Source organism: Taibaiella helva, from assembly GCF_003545695.1.
Lineage (GTDB): Bacteria > Bacteroidota > Bacteroidia > Chitinophagales > Chitinophagaceae > Taibaiella > Taibaiella helva.
In genome coordinates this window covers 567,024-581,196 of sequence record NZ_QUZZ01000001.1, presented here as the reverse complement: position 1 = coordinate 581,196, position 14,173 = coordinate 567,024, and the positions used below count along the sequence as shown (strand labels likewise).

The 14,173-nt window shown below is 49.8% G+C and carries 21 protein-coding genes; 2 read left to right on the top strand and 19 right to left on the bottom strand.

From position 1 onward, the window contains the following. Positions 1-16 precede the first annotated feature (16 nt). The gene (locus tag DZC79_RS02440; RefSeq protein ID WP_118949939.1) at positions 17-2,332 is read left to right on the top strand and encodes a T9SS type A sorting domain-containing protein; all 2,316 of its coding nucleotides are present in this window, start codon (positions 17-19) and stop codon (positions 2,330-2,332) included. A 69-nt stretch (positions 2,333-2,401) separates the two neighbouring features. Here the strand turns inward: DZC79_RS02440 and DZC79_RS02435 are convergent, their stop codons facing one another. The 8 genes from DZC79_RS02435 to rplF form a co-directional block, all read right to left on the bottom strand. Continuing rightward, positions 2,402-2,938 carry a GNAT family N-acetyltransferase gene (locus DZC79_RS02435; protein ID WP_118949938.1) on the bottom strand — a complete coding sequence of 179 codons (537 nt, stop codon included), beginning with the start codon at positions 2,936-2,938 and terminating at the stop codon, positions 2,402-2,404. Between the two features lie 3 nt (positions 2,939-2,941). Then, positions 2,942-3,694 carry an MlaE family ABC transporter permease gene (locus DZC79_RS02430; RefSeq protein ID WP_232831738.1) on the bottom strand — a complete coding sequence of 251 codons (753 nt, stop codon included), beginning with the start codon at positions 3,692-3,694 and terminating at the stop codon, positions 2,942-2,944. 68 nt (positions 3,695-3,762) lie between these two features. Further along, positions 3,763-5,094: a preprotein translocase subunit SecY gene (gene secY, locus DZC79_RS02425; protein WP_118950021.1), complete on the bottom strand. Its 1,332-nt coding sequence runs from the start codon at positions 5,092-5,094 to the stop codon at positions 3,763-3,765. Between the two features lie 141 nt (positions 5,095-5,235). Beyond that, entirely contained in the window at positions 5,236-5,682 is a 447-nt protein-coding gene (rplO, locus tag DZC79_RS02420) for a 50S ribosomal protein L15 (protein ID WP_118949937.1), read from the bottom strand. Positions 5,683-5,816: 134 nt separating this feature from the next. Further along, positions 5,817-5,999: a 50S ribosomal protein L30 gene (gene rpmD, locus DZC79_RS02415; RefSeq protein WP_118949936.1), complete on the bottom strand. Its 183-nt coding sequence runs from the start codon at positions 5,997-5,999 to the stop codon at positions 5,817-5,819. 54 nt (positions 6,000-6,053) lie between these two features. Then, complete coding sequence (gene rpsE / locus DZC79_RS02410) at positions 6,054-6,569, bottom strand: 30S ribosomal protein S5 (protein ID WP_118949935.1); 516 nt, start codon at positions 6,567-6,569, stop codon at positions 6,054-6,056. Between the two features lie 77 nt (positions 6,570-6,646). Then, a complete protein-coding gene (gene rplR / locus DZC79_RS02405; RefSeq protein WP_118949934.1) occupies positions 6,647-7,009 on the bottom strand; it encodes a 50S ribosomal protein L18 in 363 nt (120 codons plus the stop codon). A gap of 184 nt (positions 7,010-7,193) precedes the next feature. Next, on the bottom strand, positions 7,194-7,748 hold the full coding sequence (gene rplF / locus DZC79_RS02400; RefSeq protein WP_118950020.1) for a 50S ribosomal protein L6: 555 nt from the start codon (positions 7,746-7,748) through the stop codon (positions 7,194-7,196). 369 nt (positions 7,749-8,117) lie between these two features. Between rplF and DZC79_RS02395 the strand changes: the two genes are divergently transcribed. Further along, entirely contained in the window at positions 8,118-8,939 is an 822-nt protein-coding gene (locus DZC79_RS02395; protein ID WP_118949933.1) for a LamG domain-containing protein, read from the top strand. An 82-nt stretch (positions 8,940-9,021) separates the two neighbouring features. On the opposite strand, the gene rpsH is transcribed toward DZC79_RS02395, so the two are convergent. From rpsH to rpsS, 11 genes are all read right to left on the bottom strand, one after another. Continuing rightward, positions 9,022-9,420, bottom strand: a complete 399-nt coding sequence (rpsH, locus tag DZC79_RS02390; protein WP_118949932.1) for a 30S ribosomal protein S8 — start codon at positions 9,418-9,420, stop codon at positions 9,022-9,024. Between the two features lie 92 nt (positions 9,421-9,512). Beyond that, on the bottom strand, positions 9,513-9,782 hold the full coding sequence (gene rpsN, locus DZC79_RS02385; protein ID WP_118949931.1) for a 30S ribosomal protein S14: 270 nt from the start codon (positions 9,780-9,782) through the stop codon (positions 9,513-9,515). 5 nt (positions 9,783-9,787) lie between these two features. Further along, positions 9,788-10,363 carry a 50S ribosomal protein L5 gene (gene rplE, locus DZC79_RS02380; protein WP_118949930.1) on the bottom strand — a complete coding sequence of 192 codons (576 nt, stop codon included), beginning with the start codon at positions 10,361-10,363 and terminating at the stop codon, positions 9,788-9,790. Then, positions 10,363-10,701, bottom strand: coding sequence for a 50S ribosomal protein L24 (rplX, locus tag DZC79_RS02375; protein WP_118949929.1), 339 nt, complete (start codon positions 10,699-10,701; stop codon positions 10,363-10,365). Before rplX ends, rplE begins: the two co-directional genes overlap by 1 nt. Before the next feature lie 60 nt (positions 10,702-10,761). Next, complete coding sequence (rplN, locus tag DZC79_RS02370) at positions 10,762-11,130, bottom strand: 50S ribosomal protein L14 (protein ID WP_118949928.1); 369 nt, start codon at positions 11,128-11,130, stop codon at positions 10,762-10,764. 140 nt (positions 11,131-11,270) lie between these two features. Next, positions 11,271-11,534, bottom strand: coding sequence for a 30S ribosomal protein S17 (gene rpsQ / locus DZC79_RS02365; protein ID WP_118949927.1), 264 nt, complete (start codon positions 11,532-11,534; stop codon positions 11,271-11,273). A 22-nt stretch (positions 11,535-11,556) separates the two neighbouring features. Further along, positions 11,557-11,769, bottom strand: coding sequence for a 50S ribosomal protein L29 (gene rpmC / locus DZC79_RS02360; protein WP_118949926.1), 213 nt, complete (start codon positions 11,767-11,769; stop codon positions 11,557-11,559). 87 nt (positions 11,770-11,856) lie between these two features. Continuing rightward, positions 11,857-12,276 (bottom strand): 50S ribosomal protein L16, encoded by a 420-nt coding sequence (gene rplP, locus DZC79_RS02355; protein ID WP_118949925.1) that lies wholly within the window; start codon positions 12,274-12,276, stop codon positions 11,857-11,859. Positions 12,277-12,396: 120 nt separating this feature from the next. Beyond that, entirely contained in the window at positions 12,397-13,209 is an 813-nt protein-coding gene (rpsC, locus tag DZC79_RS02350) for a 30S ribosomal protein S3 (RefSeq protein ID WP_118949924.1), read from the bottom strand. 139 nt (positions 13,210-13,348) lie between these two features. Continuing rightward, on the bottom strand, positions 13,349-13,696 hold the full coding sequence (rplV, locus tag DZC79_RS02345; protein WP_118949923.1) for a 50S ribosomal protein L22: 348 nt from the start codon (positions 13,694-13,696) through the stop codon (positions 13,349-13,351). A gap of 143 nt (positions 13,697-13,839) precedes the next feature. Beyond that, on the bottom strand, positions 13,840-14,112 hold the full coding sequence (rpsS, locus tag DZC79_RS02340; protein WP_118949922.1) for a 30S ribosomal protein S19: 273 nt from the start codon (positions 14,110-14,112) through the stop codon (positions 13,840-13,842). Positions 14,113-14,173 lie beyond the last annotated feature (61 nt).

Genomic DNA, 14,173 nt, shown 5'->3' with positions numbered 1-14,173 from the left:
AAACAATAACATCCTCATGAAAAAACACTACCTGCTTGCCTTCCTGGTCCTGCTTTTTAATCTGCAGGCGCCCGGACAAAGCGTATCTCCCTGCCTGATCTCTAGCGGGATCGTGAAAACTTTTTGCCCCGCCGGCGTTAACGCTTCCATCGAAGATCCCTGGTGCGCGGGTATTCCCAAACAGATCGCGCGCAGCTTCAATGCCGAGGGGCTTTCTGCCTGGATCATGCCCGACAAGTGCTGGGGCTGGATCGGCGTGGACGGCACACCCTATGACGACAATGCGATCCCTCCGGGCACGACGCCCGTTAATTGTACACCGCCTTATGATCGCTGCTTCGGCAATTATTGCCCCGATAAATATTGCAGCATTATCAGAAGCATGATCGATCTTAAAGCTTCCATTATTCTGAGAGCTGCCAACACCTGGGGAAAATACGGCTTGATGAAGCCCGGCACCCTTTTTTACCAGAGCATGAAACAGATCGTGATCGACATTAATGCCGCTTATGATTGCAACGGCCTGAAGCGCCCGGTGATCCAGGGTACCATTTTTGAAAATATAGACGCTGGCGTGGACCAGGTACCGATCCCTGCAGAGATCATTACTGCTTACAAAACCGAGCCCGGATTTGAAAGCAGTTATTACCTGGATGCATTGGGCAACCCGAAGACCAATCTTTTTTTCCACCTGACAAGGATCAGGAACAACATCTTCGGATCCGGCCTTTCCGACTGCCCCGACATTACCCGTATCGAAGCCCGCATGTGGTTTTATTACCAGGCCAAGCTTTTCATCGATCTCGGCTATACTTCTATCCATATGGGACAGCTGAACAACTGGGGGCGCCCCGACCAGCCCAATTACGCCAATACAGCCGCTACGCTGGCGAAGATCAGGGCTTACGCCCAATCGAAGAGTACTTTCGTGCTGCTGACCCAGGAAAATTTCAGAGCCCTGAAGTATCCCGGCACCAATACGTTTATGTTTGATTACGACAGCAGGGCCTTACGTATCCGTGAGATATCTAATCCGCAGGTCTGCGGCGATTTTGACTGCACCAATGCGCCGGTAAATTACCTGGTGAATTCACCCTGCGCCAGCGAAGCTTTTCCTGCCGTGATCGATCAGTGTGTTGTTTCCGCGCAGGGCAATACCAGCGGCGTCAACCCGGTATACAATACGGCTACCCCTTACCAGCCTTTTAATACTTATTTCGACTTCGGCCCCGGTAACTATCCCAATCCCGGCGTTGCTTCGGGAGGCTGTGGCTCCAATCCCCAGTGGGGTACCTGGGGCTGGGACGATACCAAATGGTTTGCCATGAAGATCCATGAGCCCTGCCGGGCCTTCTGGATGGACGATGCCATACCGCGGCTCAGGCAATATTATAACGGGTTCGGCTTTATGGCGGCGCCCGGGTTGCTGGCGGTACCGATGCCGGAAAACAGCGATCGTTATCTGAGCGGCCACAACCCGACGGCGGGTGCATCGTACCTGCTGGCTGATGAAGCTTCGGTGAAGAACACGGTGAAGGGCCGCTGGGAACCCAGCAACGTCGCCGAGATCTATGTGGACCTGCTGTGCACAACGGACGCAGGACAGTGTACCAATACCATTCCCGCAACCCGGAGAAGGGTAAAGACCTATACGTTTAAAGTGCTTGGCGGAGACAATACCACCGTTTATACCTGGCATATACAGAACCCCGATGCCAGCTGGCAGCCGCATACCTATGGTCAGAGCCGTACCTTTACGGCGCCCGCGGATGGTACCTATACTGTGTACCTGCGCCAGGACAACCTGGGTAAGTTCAGCGACAACAGCACGATCAAAACCATCTCCATGCAGATCAACCTCAGCAGGTATTGCTGCGGTGATTTCGAGGTGCCTCCCGGCGGCCCGGTGGGCCTTGCTATGCGTCCGGCTTCTACAGCTTATCCACAAGGCAGCATTCCTTATGAAAAGAACGAGGATTTTACGGCCTATAACGATTACCTCAACCGGCATGGGGGTACGGCGCATACCCCTCCCCTGCAGGAGAAAAAGGCAGCAGGACTATCGGCAGGACTGGAAACAGGAAAGGAAAAGCCGGCTATCTATCCCAATCCCTCCGACCACTTTATTTACCTCAAAAATGTACAGGAAGCCAACCTGGATGTGGTTAAGCTGACGGATGTGCTGGGCAGAACGGTAATGTCGCTGGATGGCCGGCAGCTGGCGCACGATACCTTCCGCATTAACATTGCGGCACTTAAGCCCGCGGTGTACTTTGTGCTCATCGCACAAAGGAACGGACAGGTGGATCAATTTAAGCTGGTAAAGCAATAGCTGCAACAAATACCTGAAAACTTTTTTTACAGGCCGCCTTGCTTTTAGAGGGCGGCCTTTTTCAGGCAGCTACTGCCTTGCCTCATAGCAGACACAAGGCTGCAAACGGGGATGCGCGGCTAATAGAGGATGGCTGAATTCAAGGAGCGGCTTCATTCCACATTTTTCCATGACATGAATGGAAGGTGCATTGACCAAAGGTGCAACCGCTACCACACGATCCAACGCTAAGGTGTGGAAAGCATGATCCTGGCAGCGTTTCGCGCCTTCGGTAGCATAGCCTTTGCCCCAGGCATGGGGTGAGAGCCGCCAGCCCATCTCTGCGCAGGGAGTAAAAGGCGCATCGTACGTAATCCAGGACAGGCCGATAAAGCCAATGAACTGTTGCCCGGCAAGCGTATCCACAGCATAAAAACAATATCCCTTTTCGACGTACATATTACGGAAGCGTTGCAACGCTACAGCCGTTTCCGCTTCGCTTTGCAGTGCGGGGAAGTACCGCATCACTGCGGCGTCGCTGTTGATGGCGGCCATAGCAGGCAGATCGGCGTCGGTCCAGGTACGGAAGCCCAGGCGCTCGGAGGTAAAAAGATAAGGTGAAGACATTTGTTACAGCATCAGCATTGTGATCACATAATCGGCAAAAAGGATCATAATACAGCTTACTACTACAGAGGTGGTAGAAGACCGGCCGATCTCCAGTGCGCCGCCCTCTACATTGTAGCCATAGTAAGCCGGCACAGAAGCAATGATAAAGGCAAAGGTGAAGGCTTTGACCATGGCCACCAGTATGCCGAATGCTTTAAACCCTTCGACCAGGCCATAGGTATATTGCTCGCTCGACATAATGCCGGTCAGCAAACCGGTGGCAAAGCCGCCGGCAAGGCTCAGGGAGATGGCGATCACGATAAGGCAGGGGATCATGATCAGGGCAGAGACGAGCTTGGGCATGACCAGGTAGGATTTGGTATTGATGCCCATGATCTCCAGCGCATCGATCTGCTCGCTTACCCGCATATTACCCAGCTCGGATGCGATCTTGGATCCGACCACACCTGCGAGCACAATACAGATAATCGTTGGCGACAGCTCCAGGATCACGGAATCACGCACTACCTGGGCCATAACATATTTGGGGATAATAGGGCTGATGAGCTGATAGGCTGTCTGTACGGTCATTACCGCACCCAGGAATACCGAGATGATGATCACGATGGGCAGTGAACGGAATCCGATATCGATACACTGATGCATAAACTCCTTCCAATAGACCTTGCCGTTCTCGGGCTTGCTGAACATGCCTTTCAGCATAAGGGTATAGCGGCCCAGGTGTTCAAAAAATAAGCTTATCATCTTGAGCATAGGGTACAAATATAAATGAAAAAAGCGCCTCGTTGTTGAGGCGCTTTTCAAATATATTAAACTATTATTTAGATCGCTACAGGCTGGCGTCCGGAAATACGGCCGGTCTTCATCAGACCATCGTAATGGCGCATCAGCAAATGGCTTTCGATCTGCTGCAGGGTATCCAGGATAACCCCTACACCGATCAGCATGGAAGTCCCCCCGAAGAAGCTGGCGAAACCGCTGGTAACACCGCAAAGGGCGGCAATACCGGGCAGGATACCGGCAGCTGCCAGGAACACCGCACCGGGTAAGGTGATGCGATCCATGATAGCACCGATGTAATCGGCTGTCGGCTGACCAGGCTTAATGCCGGGAATAAAGCTGTTGTTGCGCTTCAAGTTCTCTGCCATTTCCGTGGGGTTAAAGATCAATGCGGTGTAGAAATAGGTGAATGCGATCACCAGCACGGCGTAGATCACGTTATACCACAGGGAAGTGTGGTCGGAAAGAGAACGCATGAAATTGTTGCCGCCGCTGTCTTCACCGGTAGCAAAACCGGCAACCATTGCGGGGATGAACATCAGGGCCTGGGCAAAGATAATGGGCATTACACCGGCAGAGTTCACTTTCAGGGGAATAAAGTTACGCGCGCCGCCGATCTCTTTGGCAGCATTGGTACCCACAATACGGCGGGCATAGTTGAGCGGGATACGGCGTACGCCTTGTGTCAGCAGCACCAGCCCGATGATCACAGCAACAAATACGGCCAGCTCCACCAGGAAGAAAAGCAGCTTGTCTGTTTGCTGCTTAGAGGTGAATTCTTCCACGAGGGAGTGCGGCAGACGGGCCAGGATACCCACCATGATGATCATGGAAGTACCATTACCGATACCTTTATCCGTGATCTTCTCGCCCAGGTACATTACAAACAGGGTGCCTGCGGTGAGGACAACGATCGTAGAGACATAGAACAGGAGACCGTCGTTAACGATAGCACCGTTAGTTTGCGTACGCAGGTAAGCGATATAGGCCGAAGCCTGAAAAACGGTTACGAGCACGGTCAGGAACCGCGTGTACTGGTTCATTTTGTTACGGCCGCTTTCTTCTTTCTGCATCTTGGCAAACTGGGGGATGACGATACCCGCCAATTGCATGAAGATGGATGCCGAGATGTAAGGCATTACACCCAGGGCAAAGATAGAGGCGTTCCCGAAGGCGCCGCCTGCGAACATATTGATCAGGCCCAGCAGGCCTTCCTGGCTTTGGCTTTGCCCCAATACAAGCGGGTTGATCCCGGGAAGCACGATATAGCTACCGACGCGATAAACGAGGATCAGGCCCAGCGTAAACAGGATACGCTTACGAAGCTCTTCGATGCTCCAGATGTTCTTGAGGGTTTCAATAAGTTTCTTCACAAAAACGGTAATATTTTTAAATAGGTTGCGAATAAACGACAAAAGACGCGTTTTACCAAATCTTTAATAAAGATAATCATTTATTAAAGCAACTCTTGGTTAAAAAGCGTCTTTTGTAATAACTAAGTACCTGTTAATGACCTAGATCAGCTCAACAGTACCACCGGCAGTTTCTACAGCACTTTTCGCTTTTTCGCTGATCGCGTTCACTTTGACGGTTACTTTTGATTTGAGCTCACCGGTACCCAGCACTTTCACCAGGTCGGTGCGGTTGATCAGGCCATTGATGTACAGGGCATCCAGGGAGAATTCCTGCAGGCTGTATTTTTCCATCAGGTAATCGATCTGACCCAGGTTGAAAGCTTTATACTCAACACGGTTCCTGTTTTTGAAACCACGTTTAGGCATACGGCGCTGGATAGGCATCTGACCACCTTCGTGACCTTTTTTGGATTGATAACCGGTACGGGATTGCTGACCCTTGTTACCTTTACCTGCGGTAACACCGTGACCGCTACCTTCACCGCGGCCTACGCGTTTCTGATGATGAGTTGCACCTTCGGCCGGCTTTAAATTGTGTAGTTGCATTGTATTTTGTTTTTGAACTTACGCGGGTATCTCCCGCTCGCGTTTTAAAAAATGAAAAAGCAAAACTAAAATTAAAAATCGGCAAGCGTCTATGACGCTTTTGACTTTTTAATTCTGACTTTTTACCTGGATATTTACTTTACGTCTTCAACCTTTACCAGGTGGAGCACTTTGGTTACCATACCTTTGATCTGGTCGGTAGCTTCCACTTCCACGGTAGCGTTCATTTTGCGCAGACCCAGCGCGCGCAGGGTACGTTTCTGGCGCTCCGGACGATCGATACCGCTTTTTACCTGAGTTATTTTGATCTTAGCCATTGTACTAAAATTTTGAAAAATGAGAAATGGGAAATTACTGAAGCATCCCGGGAATTAACCGTTGAATACTTTTTTCAGGCCAATGTTGCGCTTCCTGGCTACTTCGATCGGCTCGCGCATTTCGCCCAGGGCTTTAACGGTGGCTTTAACCACGTTGTGCGGGTTAGCAGAACCCAGGGATTTGGCCAGAACGTCGGTATAACCGGCAGCTTCCAGTACAGCGCGCATGCTGCCACCGGCCAGTACACCGGTACCATGGGCTGCAGGCTTGATCAATACTTTGGCAGCGCCTGCTTTGGTAAACTGATCGTGGGGAACGGTACCGTTCATTACGGGAACCTTGATCAGGTTTTTCTTAGCGTCGTCGATACCCTTGGCAATCGCTTCTTTTACTTCTTTAGCTTTACCCAGTCCCTGACCTACCACACCATTACCGTTGCCTACTACTACCAGGGCAGAAAAGCTGAACGCACGGCCGCCTTTGGTGGTTTTCACCACGCGGTTGATGGCAACCACTTTGTCTGTTAATTCTAATTCTCCGGATTTGATCCGGTTATTGGATTGCGTCATTTTTTTTGAATATGCTCTACGGGTTTCGGCTTACCTGGCCCGTAAAATTTTTAAAAAATATTTTTTGCTTACGTGGATTAGAATTTCAATCCACCTTCACGAGCGCCATCAGCCAGTGATTTCACACGGCCATGGTACAGGTAACCGCCACGATCAAACACGCAGGCTTCGATACCCAGGTCTTTCGCTTTCTGGGCGATAGCCTTACCTACGAACGCTGCTTTTTCGGACTTGGTGCCGGATTGGGCAGCGATGTCCTTCTGACGGGAGTTGGCTGAAGCCAGGGTAAGGCCGGTAGCGTCGTCGATCAGCTGAGCATAAATATCTTTGTTACTGCGGAAAACGGATAAGCGCGGCGCCTGAGCTGTGCCCTTAACATTTTTCCGGATACGCCAGCGCAGCTTCTGGCGGCGTATTACTGTTTTTGCTGTTTTTGACATTGTGTCTCTATTTGTACGGGCTCGCCTTTGTGTTGTGATGGGCAGCGGACCGATCCCTTTTGATCTGAGGCCCTGTCACCCGGCAACGGTCATAGACGGCTTCCGAAGGTTACGTATAAATTCAAAAATCAAAAGCCAAAAGTCAAAATGTGCCTTCCCGGATATTGACTTTTTGCTTTCCGTATTATTTACCGGCAGTTTTACCAGCTTTACGGCGAACGATCTCACCAGCAAAACGCACACCTTTTCCTTTGTAAGGCTCGGGCTTGCGCAGGCTGCGGATCTTAGCGGCTACCTGGCCTACCAGCTGCTTGTCGATAGATTCGAGCACAACGCGGGGAGGCTGACCTTTTTCCATGGTAGCGGTTGCTTTCACCTCGGGGGGAAGATTCAGGATAATGTTGTGGGAGTAACCCAGGGACATGTCCAGCTGCTGTCCGGCAACTGCGGCACGATAACCCACACCTACCAACTCCAGGGTCTTGGTGTAACCGTTGGTCACACCTTCCACCATATTGGCGAGCAGGGCGCGGGTAAGGCCGTGCAGGGCACGGTGGCGGATCTGGTCGGTAGGACGGGTAATGGTCACTTTACCATCGGCCACTTCCACTTTCAGATCGCGGTCTACTACTTGTTTCAGTTCGCCCTTGGGGCCTTTTACGGTTACTTCGTTGGCAGCGCTAACGGTAACGGTTACTTTGTCGGCCAATGTGATTGGCGCTTTTCCTACACGTGACATTTTAACGTATGAATTTAAAAATGTAAAAACGGAACCTGCCCTGAGGCAATTTCCTTTGAATAACAGGTCCTGGTCTTTCAGCGCTGTATAGGGTGGGCTTAGATTGCCCAAAACCTGCCCCATAAAATTGGGAGTGCAAAGGTATAGTATTTTCTTTAAAAAAATACTTCCGGATCATTTTTTAAATAATTTGCCGGATGGCCAGGGCTAAAAATACAATACAAGGCCTGGTACCGGTATAAAAGCGGGCCTCTTCTGGTAAGCCCAGGGCCTGTCTAATTACCCAACCAAAGCGGGTGGCCCAATGTCTGCCTACGCTCTTAGCATGTATAAACTATTTTCCTGAACGCCTCCCAAATTATCCTACCTATGAAAAACAACCGGACCCGGTCTGTTGTCCTAACCTCCTGCATTTTTGCAGGCATCGTGATCACTATACTCTTTTTCTCCTGTAAGAAAGACAAAGCAACCGGCAACATCGGCTGCATCCCCGCCGGCCTAGCCAACCATGTGATTGCATTTTATCCGTTTGCAGACGGTTCGTTGAACGATATATCGGGCAACAACCATCACCTGCTGAATTCCGGCTCGGCCCTGCCGGCTACCGACCGCGACGGCAATCCTGACTGTGCTTATGCCTTCTCCAATTTCATGGTGGGTAATTCGTACCTGGTGCGCCCCAACCCGGTTTTTCTGGATAATCTCAATGCGTTTTCGATATCGCTCTGGTATCGGGCTACCGACACTTTCAGAGGCGGTCCCGATTATGAGGCGCTCATCAGCCGCGATTCTGTCTGGAACTGCCCTTTCTACGGGCAATGGTCCGTATCGTTGAATTACTGCAAGCGGACAATTTTCGGAAGGACCAGCTCAGTATCCGAACCATTTGACAGCTGCAACGTAACCGTCGCAGCCAAACTCAACCATTGGCATCATGTGGTCGCTACCTATAACAGTAATGGTACCCAGATGGCTCTGTACAGCGACGGTATACTACAGGGCAGCAGCAGCGGGAATTACAATTGCGGTTCAGCAGGCTCACCGTCACCGGCTTCAGCACAAGACATCGGCGCCTTGTTCCTGGGTTTAGGCTATAATGGCGACCTGGACGATGTAATGATCCTGGATAAGGCTGTAAATCAACAGGAGGTGAACAGCCTGTTCACTATGGGCAGCTGCTGCGCGCAATAACCCTGAGCGGCGCTTCTGCACAAAACAAAGGAGCAAACCACGCATATCGCATAGTTTGCTCCTTTGTTCACCTAAATATATCTTACCAGATCTGGCAAAGCACCTCTCCGCCTACATTCTGGGCGCGGGCTTCTTTATCGGTCATAACACCTTTGGAGGTTGAAACGATGGCGATACCCAGGCCGCTCTTCACCCTGCGAATCTCTGCAGGCTTGGCGTACTGGCGCAGACCGGGACGGCTAACACGCTCCAGGGAACGGATTGCAGGCTCCTTCGTTTCAGCATTGTATTTCAAAGCGATCTTGATGATACCTTGCTTGCTGTCGTCTTCAAATTTGTACTTCAGGATATAACCTTTATCGTACAGGATTTCCGTAATGCGTTTTTTCAGATTGGAAGCGGGGATCTCAACGATACGGTGGCGTGCCATCTGGGCATTACGAACGCGGGTAAGGAAATCTGCAATAGGATCAGTTACCATTTTTACTCTGTGTTTTTATTTGTTTGATAATTGATGATAGTTACCCTGGGGTCTTTTCATCTAATGTTTCAAGTCCTTTAGGATAATGCGGCTTACCAGGAAGCTTTCTTTACACCGGGCAGCTTGCCTTCCAGGGCCATATCGCGGAAGATAACACGACCCAGAGCGAACTGACGCATGTAACCTTTAGGACGGCCGGTAAGCTGGCAACGGTTTTTCAGGCGTACAGGAGAAGCGTTCTTGGGCAGTTTGTCCAGGGCTTCGTAATCTCCTGCTGCTTTCAAAGCGGCGCGCTTTTCAGCAAACTTGGCAACCATCTTCTCACGCTTACGCTGGCGTGCTATAATTGAGGTTCTTGACATATCGATTAGTTGTTGTCTTTTTTGATATTTTTAAAGGGCATACCCAGCTCTTTCAGCAGCTCGTAGGCCTCTTCGTTGGTACGGGCAGTAGTAACGAAAGTGATATCCATACCGCTGATACGGCTCACCTTATCGATGTCGATCTCGGGGTAGATGATCTGCTCGGTAACGCCGAAGGTATAGTTACCATAGCCGTCGAAAGCTTTCTCGTTGATACCTTTGAAGTCGCGTACACGGGGCAGAGACACCGATACCAGACGGTCCAGGAATTCAAACATGGTAGCACCGCGCAAAGTTACACGGGCGCCGATAGGCATATTCTTACGCAGCTTGAAGTTGGAGATATCTTTCTTGGACAGTGTGGGTACTGCTTTCTGACCGGCAATCATGGTCATTTCCTTCACAGCATCGTCCACCAGTTTCTTGTCCGACACAGATCCTTTCACGCCCTGGTTCAGACAGATCTTTACCAGACGGGGAACCTGCATCACAGTAGAGTAGCCGAACTTCTTCATCAGGGCAGCCACTACTTCGTCTTTGTATTTCGTTTGAAGACGCGGTTGGTAATTTACAGTGCTCATTATTTAATTTCTTGACCGGTTTTTTTAGATATACGAATCGCTTTACCGTCTTTGCGTTCGCGACGAACACGTACGGGAGCTTTCGCTTTTGCATCCCACAGCTGCACATTGGAGATGTGGATCGTGGCTTCTTCTTTTACGATGCCGCCCTGAGGATTCTTAGCATTAGGCTTCAGGTGTTTGGTAACGATATTAACACCTTCCACCAGGATGCGTGCATCCTGCGGATATACAGCCAGCACCTGGCGGGGCGTAGTACGGTTTTTGTCGTTACCGGCAATAACCACTACCTGGTCGCCTTTTTTGATGCTGAACTTAGGTTTGAATCTAGTACTCATTTCTATAGATCTTGAGCCGCTATTTTATCAACGGGCGGCAAAGGTACGAAAATATTTTAATTATAATACTTCTGGCGCCAGAGAAACAATTTTCATGTATCCTTTATCACGCAGTTCGCGGGCTACGGGCCCGAAGATACGCGTACCACGGGGATCATCAGAGTTGTTCAACAACACCACTGCGTTGTCGTCAAAGCTGATATAAGAACCGTCCTTACGACGTAATTTGTTTTTGGTACGAACAATAACGGCTTTGCTTACAGTTCCTTTCTTCACACCACCGGCGGGGATAGAATCTTTTACTGTAACCACGATCTTGTCGCCAATACCTGCATATACCTGGCCGCTATTGCCCAGCACGCGGATGCAGAGTACTTCTTTAGCGCCGCTGTTATCAGCTACGTTGAGCCTTGATTCCTGCTGTATCATTGTTATTTTGTTTAGCTGTGAGCTAATTTCAATTTTTAGGTTTTACGATGCGCCGATCTTCCATCCGGGCATCTCAAAGACTTGAAAAGAGGCTATGCTTTGCCAATCTGTATTCCCTTGCGGAACAGAGATCGTATCGCTTATTTAGCTTTTTCAATGATTTCTACCAGCCTCCAGCGCTTAGTGCGGCTCATGGGGCGGGTTTCCATGATCCTTACGGTATCGCCGATGCCACACTGGTTGGTCTCGTCGTGCGCGTGGAACTTGGTGGTTTTTTTAAGGAACTTACCGTAAAAGGGATGCTTTACTTTACGTTCTACCGCAACGGTAATGGTTTTATCCATCTTGTCGCTGGTAACAAGCCCGATACGGCTCTTCCTGGTTTTCCTTTCTACTGCTGACATTATGAAAGAGGTTGAATATGAATTAAGATGCTAATTGTCTTTTACGCTGCTCGGTTTTCAACGTTGCAATCGTACGGCGAATGCTGCGGATAATCATCGGGTTTTCGATGGGATTAACTGCATGGCTGAATTTTGTTTTCTTCAGACGCAGGCTCTCTTCGCCAATTTTGTCGTTAAGCGCTTCATCGCTCATAGAGCGATAATCTTCAACTTTCGCTGCTTTTGACTTTGCCATTGTTAAATATTGTATTGAGATTTGAGTATTGGGTATTGAGCGTTCTTACCCGCTACCCTAATTCATAATTAGTACGCTTCCTTAAGATTAGCCTGCATAGTCGGGACGAACCACGAACTTGGTCTTGATCGGCAGTTTCTGTGCTGCCAGCTCAAAAGCTTCGCGGGCTACCTGCTCGGGAACGCCATCGGCCTCGAACATAATGCGGCCGGGCTTCACTACAGCTGCCCAGTACTCCAGGCTACCCTTACCTTTACCCATACGCACCTCTGCAGGCTTTGCAGTAATCGGCTTGTCGGGGAAAATACGGATCCAGACGTTACCTTCACGCTTCATGTGACGGGTCATAGCCTGACGGGCAGCTTCAATCTGGCGGTTGGTGATCCATACCGGCTCCAGGGCTTTCAGACCGAAAGAACCGAAGGAAATGGTAGCACCACGCTCAGCATTACCCCTGATACGTCCTTTATGCTGCTTACGATGCTTTACTCTTTTTGGTTGTAACATTGCTGATATTTTTAAGTATCAAGTATTTTGTTGTATGATGTATATTAAGCCGTTGTCTTCCTTACCGGGGCTTCTGATCAGAAGATCCGGGTAGTCCGCCGGCGCGGAATACAGCGACAATTAATCTTTCCTTGGACCGCTGTTGCGACGGTCGCCGCCACCACGACGGTCACCACCACCACCGCGACGGTCACCACCGCCACGACGATCACGGTCGCCACCCCTGTCGCGACGCTCTTCACCACCCTGGTTGCCACGACGGTCGGTTGCACCGCTGGTCAGGTTGGGGTTCAGATCGCGTTTGCCCAGCACTTCGCCTTTACAGATCCACACTTTCAGGCCGATCTTACCGTATACCGTCATTGCATAAACAGAAGCGTAATCGATATCCATACGGAAGGTGTGCAGCGGCGTACGGCCTTGCTTGATCTCTTCGCTACGGGCAATTTCAGCACCACCCAAGCGGCCGCCGGCCTTGATCTTGATACCTTCAGCACCCATACGCATAGCGGTAGAGATAGCCATTTTGATGGCACGCTTGTAGCTTACGCGGCCTTCGATCTGGCGGGCAATCGATTCACCTACGATCTGTGCGTCCAGCTCGGGACGACGGATTTCCATGATGTTGATCTGGACATCGTTGTTGCCGGTCAGCTTCTTCAGCTCTTCTTTGATCCTGTCTACTTCCTGACCGCCTTTACCGATAATGATACCGGGCTTGGAGGTGTGGATGGTGATGATCAGTTTACCCAGTGTACGCTCGATAACGATGCGGGCTACGCCGCCTTTATTGATACGTGCGTTCAGATACGTACGGATTTTGTGATCTTCTACCACTTTACCGCCGAAATCTTTCGGATTGCTGAACCACATAGAATCCCAACCACGGATAATTCCCAAACGGTTACCTATCGGATTTGCTTTTTGACCCATGTTCTTTGATTATGAATTTTGGATTTCAGATTTTGAATGTTTTCAACAAAATCCAACCCTTAATTAATATTGTGAATTATTTGATTTGGAAAAAGTAATGGAACTAAACCAATTCACATTCAAAATCCAAAATTTAAAATTAGTTCGCTTTGCTGTCTACGATGATCGTTACGTGATTGCTGCGCTTGCGTACGCGGTAAGCACGACCCTGGGGAGCAGGCAGCATACGCTTCAGCATACGGCCGCCATCCACGTAGATGGTCTTTACGATCAGGTTGGCTGAAGCCACGTCTGCACCTTCATTCTTTTGCTTCCAGTTGTCGATAGCGCTCAGCAGCAATTTCTCCAGGGGCACTGAAGGATGCTTGGTGTTGAACTTCAGAATATTCAAAGCTTTTTCTACATCCAGGCCACGGATCAGGTCTGCCAAAAGACGCATCTTGCGCGGGGAAGTAGGATAATTGCGTAAACGGGCTGTTGCTTCCATTTTATTAATTTGATAATTAGCTATGCTAATCGGATAATTACTTTTGTATTGATAGCCGGCTGTCGCCGATGAATCAAATGTTTCTTTACTTAAGCGCTGATCTCCTCATTAGCCAATCTCACATCAGCTAATCATACATCAGCTTATTTTTTCTTGTCGCCGCCGTGACCCCTGAAGTTACGGGTAGGAGCAAACTCACCCAGCTTGTGGCCTACCATGTACTCTGTTACATACACGGGGATGAACTTGTTACCATTGTGTACAGCGAAAGTGTGTCCTACGAATTCGGGAATGATAGTGGAACGACGGCTCCAGGTTTTCACTACCGATTTACGACCGCCTTCAGCGTTCATCTTGGTTATTTTCTCTTCCAGGTTATGGTCTACGTAAGGACCTTTTTTAATTGAACGACCCATTTAATTTGGTGTTTTTGATGATTTGATCCCGGCCGGGCCGGAACCCATTTTATCTGTTATT

Bases quoted from the DNA above. Each gene is read 5' to 3' on its own strand.
- DZC79_RS02440 (WP_118949939.1), top strand. From the start codon at position 17: ATGAAAAAACACTACCTGCTTGCCTTCCTGGTCCTGCTTTTTAATCTG.
- DZC79_RS02435 (WP_118949938.1), bottom strand. From the start codon at position 2,938: ATGTCTTCACCTTATCTTTTTACCTCCGAGCGCCTGGGCTTCCGTACC.
- DZC79_RS02430 (WP_232831738.1), bottom strand. From the start codon at position 3,694: ATGCTCAAGATGATAAGCTTATTTTTTGAACACCTGGGCCGCTATACC.
- rplO (WP_118949937.1), bottom strand. From the start codon at position 5,682: ATGCAACTACACAATTTAAAGCCGGCCGAAGGTGCAACTCATCATCAG.
- rpmD (WP_118949936.1), bottom strand. From the start codon at position 5,999: ATGGCTAAGATCAAAATAACTCAGGTAAAAAGCGGTATCGATCGTCCG.
- rpsE (WP_118949935.1), bottom strand. From the start codon at position 6,569: ATGACGCAATCCAATAACCGGATCAAATCCGGAGAATTAGAATTAACA.
- rplR (WP_118949934.1), bottom strand. From the start codon at position 7,009: ATGTCAAAAACAGCAAAAACAGTAATACGCCGCCAGAAGCTGCGCTGG.
- rplF (WP_118950020.1), bottom strand. From the start codon at position 7,748: ATGTCACGTGTAGGAAAAGCGCCAATCACATTGGCCGACAAAGTAACC.
- DZC79_RS02395 (WP_118949933.1), top strand. From the start codon at position 8,118: ATGAAAAACAACCGGACCCGGTCTGTTGTCCTAACCTCCTGCATTTTT.
- rpsH (WP_118949932.1), bottom strand. From the start codon at position 9,420: ATGGTAACTGATCCTATTGCAGATTTCCTTACCCGCGTTCGTAATGCC.
- rpsN (WP_118949931.1), bottom strand. From the start codon at position 9,782: ATGTCAAGAACCTCAATTATAGCACGCCAGCGTAAGCGTGAGAAGATG.
- rplE (WP_118949930.1), bottom strand. From the start codon at position 10,363: ATGAGCACTGTAAATTACCAACCGCGTCTTCAAACGAAATACAAAGAC.
- rplX (WP_118949929.1), bottom strand. From the start codon at position 10,701: ATGAGTACTAGATTCAAACCTAAGTTCAGCATCAAAAAAGGCGACCAG.
- rplN (WP_118949928.1), bottom strand. From the start codon at position 11,130: ATGATACAGCAGGAATCAAGGCTCAACGTAGCTGATAACAGCGGCGCT.
- rpsQ (WP_118949927.1), bottom strand. From the start codon at position 11,534: ATGTCAGCAGTAGAAAGGAAAACCAGGAAGAGCCGTATCGGGCTTGTT.
- rpmC (WP_118949926.1), bottom strand. From the start codon at position 11,769: ATGGCAAAGTCAAAAGCAGCGAAAGTTGAAGATTATCGCTCTATGAGC.
- rplP (WP_118949925.1), bottom strand. From the start codon at position 12,276: ATGTTACAACCAAAAAGAGTAAAGCATCGTAAGCAGCATAAAGGACGT.
- rpsC (WP_118949924.1), bottom strand. From the start codon at position 13,209: ATGGGTCAAAAAGCAAATCCGATAGGTAACCGTTTGGGAATTATCCGT.
- rplV (WP_118949923.1), bottom strand. From the start codon at position 13,696: ATGGAAGCAACAGCCCGTTTACGCAATTATCCTACTTCCCCGCGCAAG.
- rpsS (WP_118949922.1), bottom strand. From the start codon at position 14,112: ATGGGTCGTTCAATTAAAAAAGGTCCTTACGTAGACCATAACCTGGAA.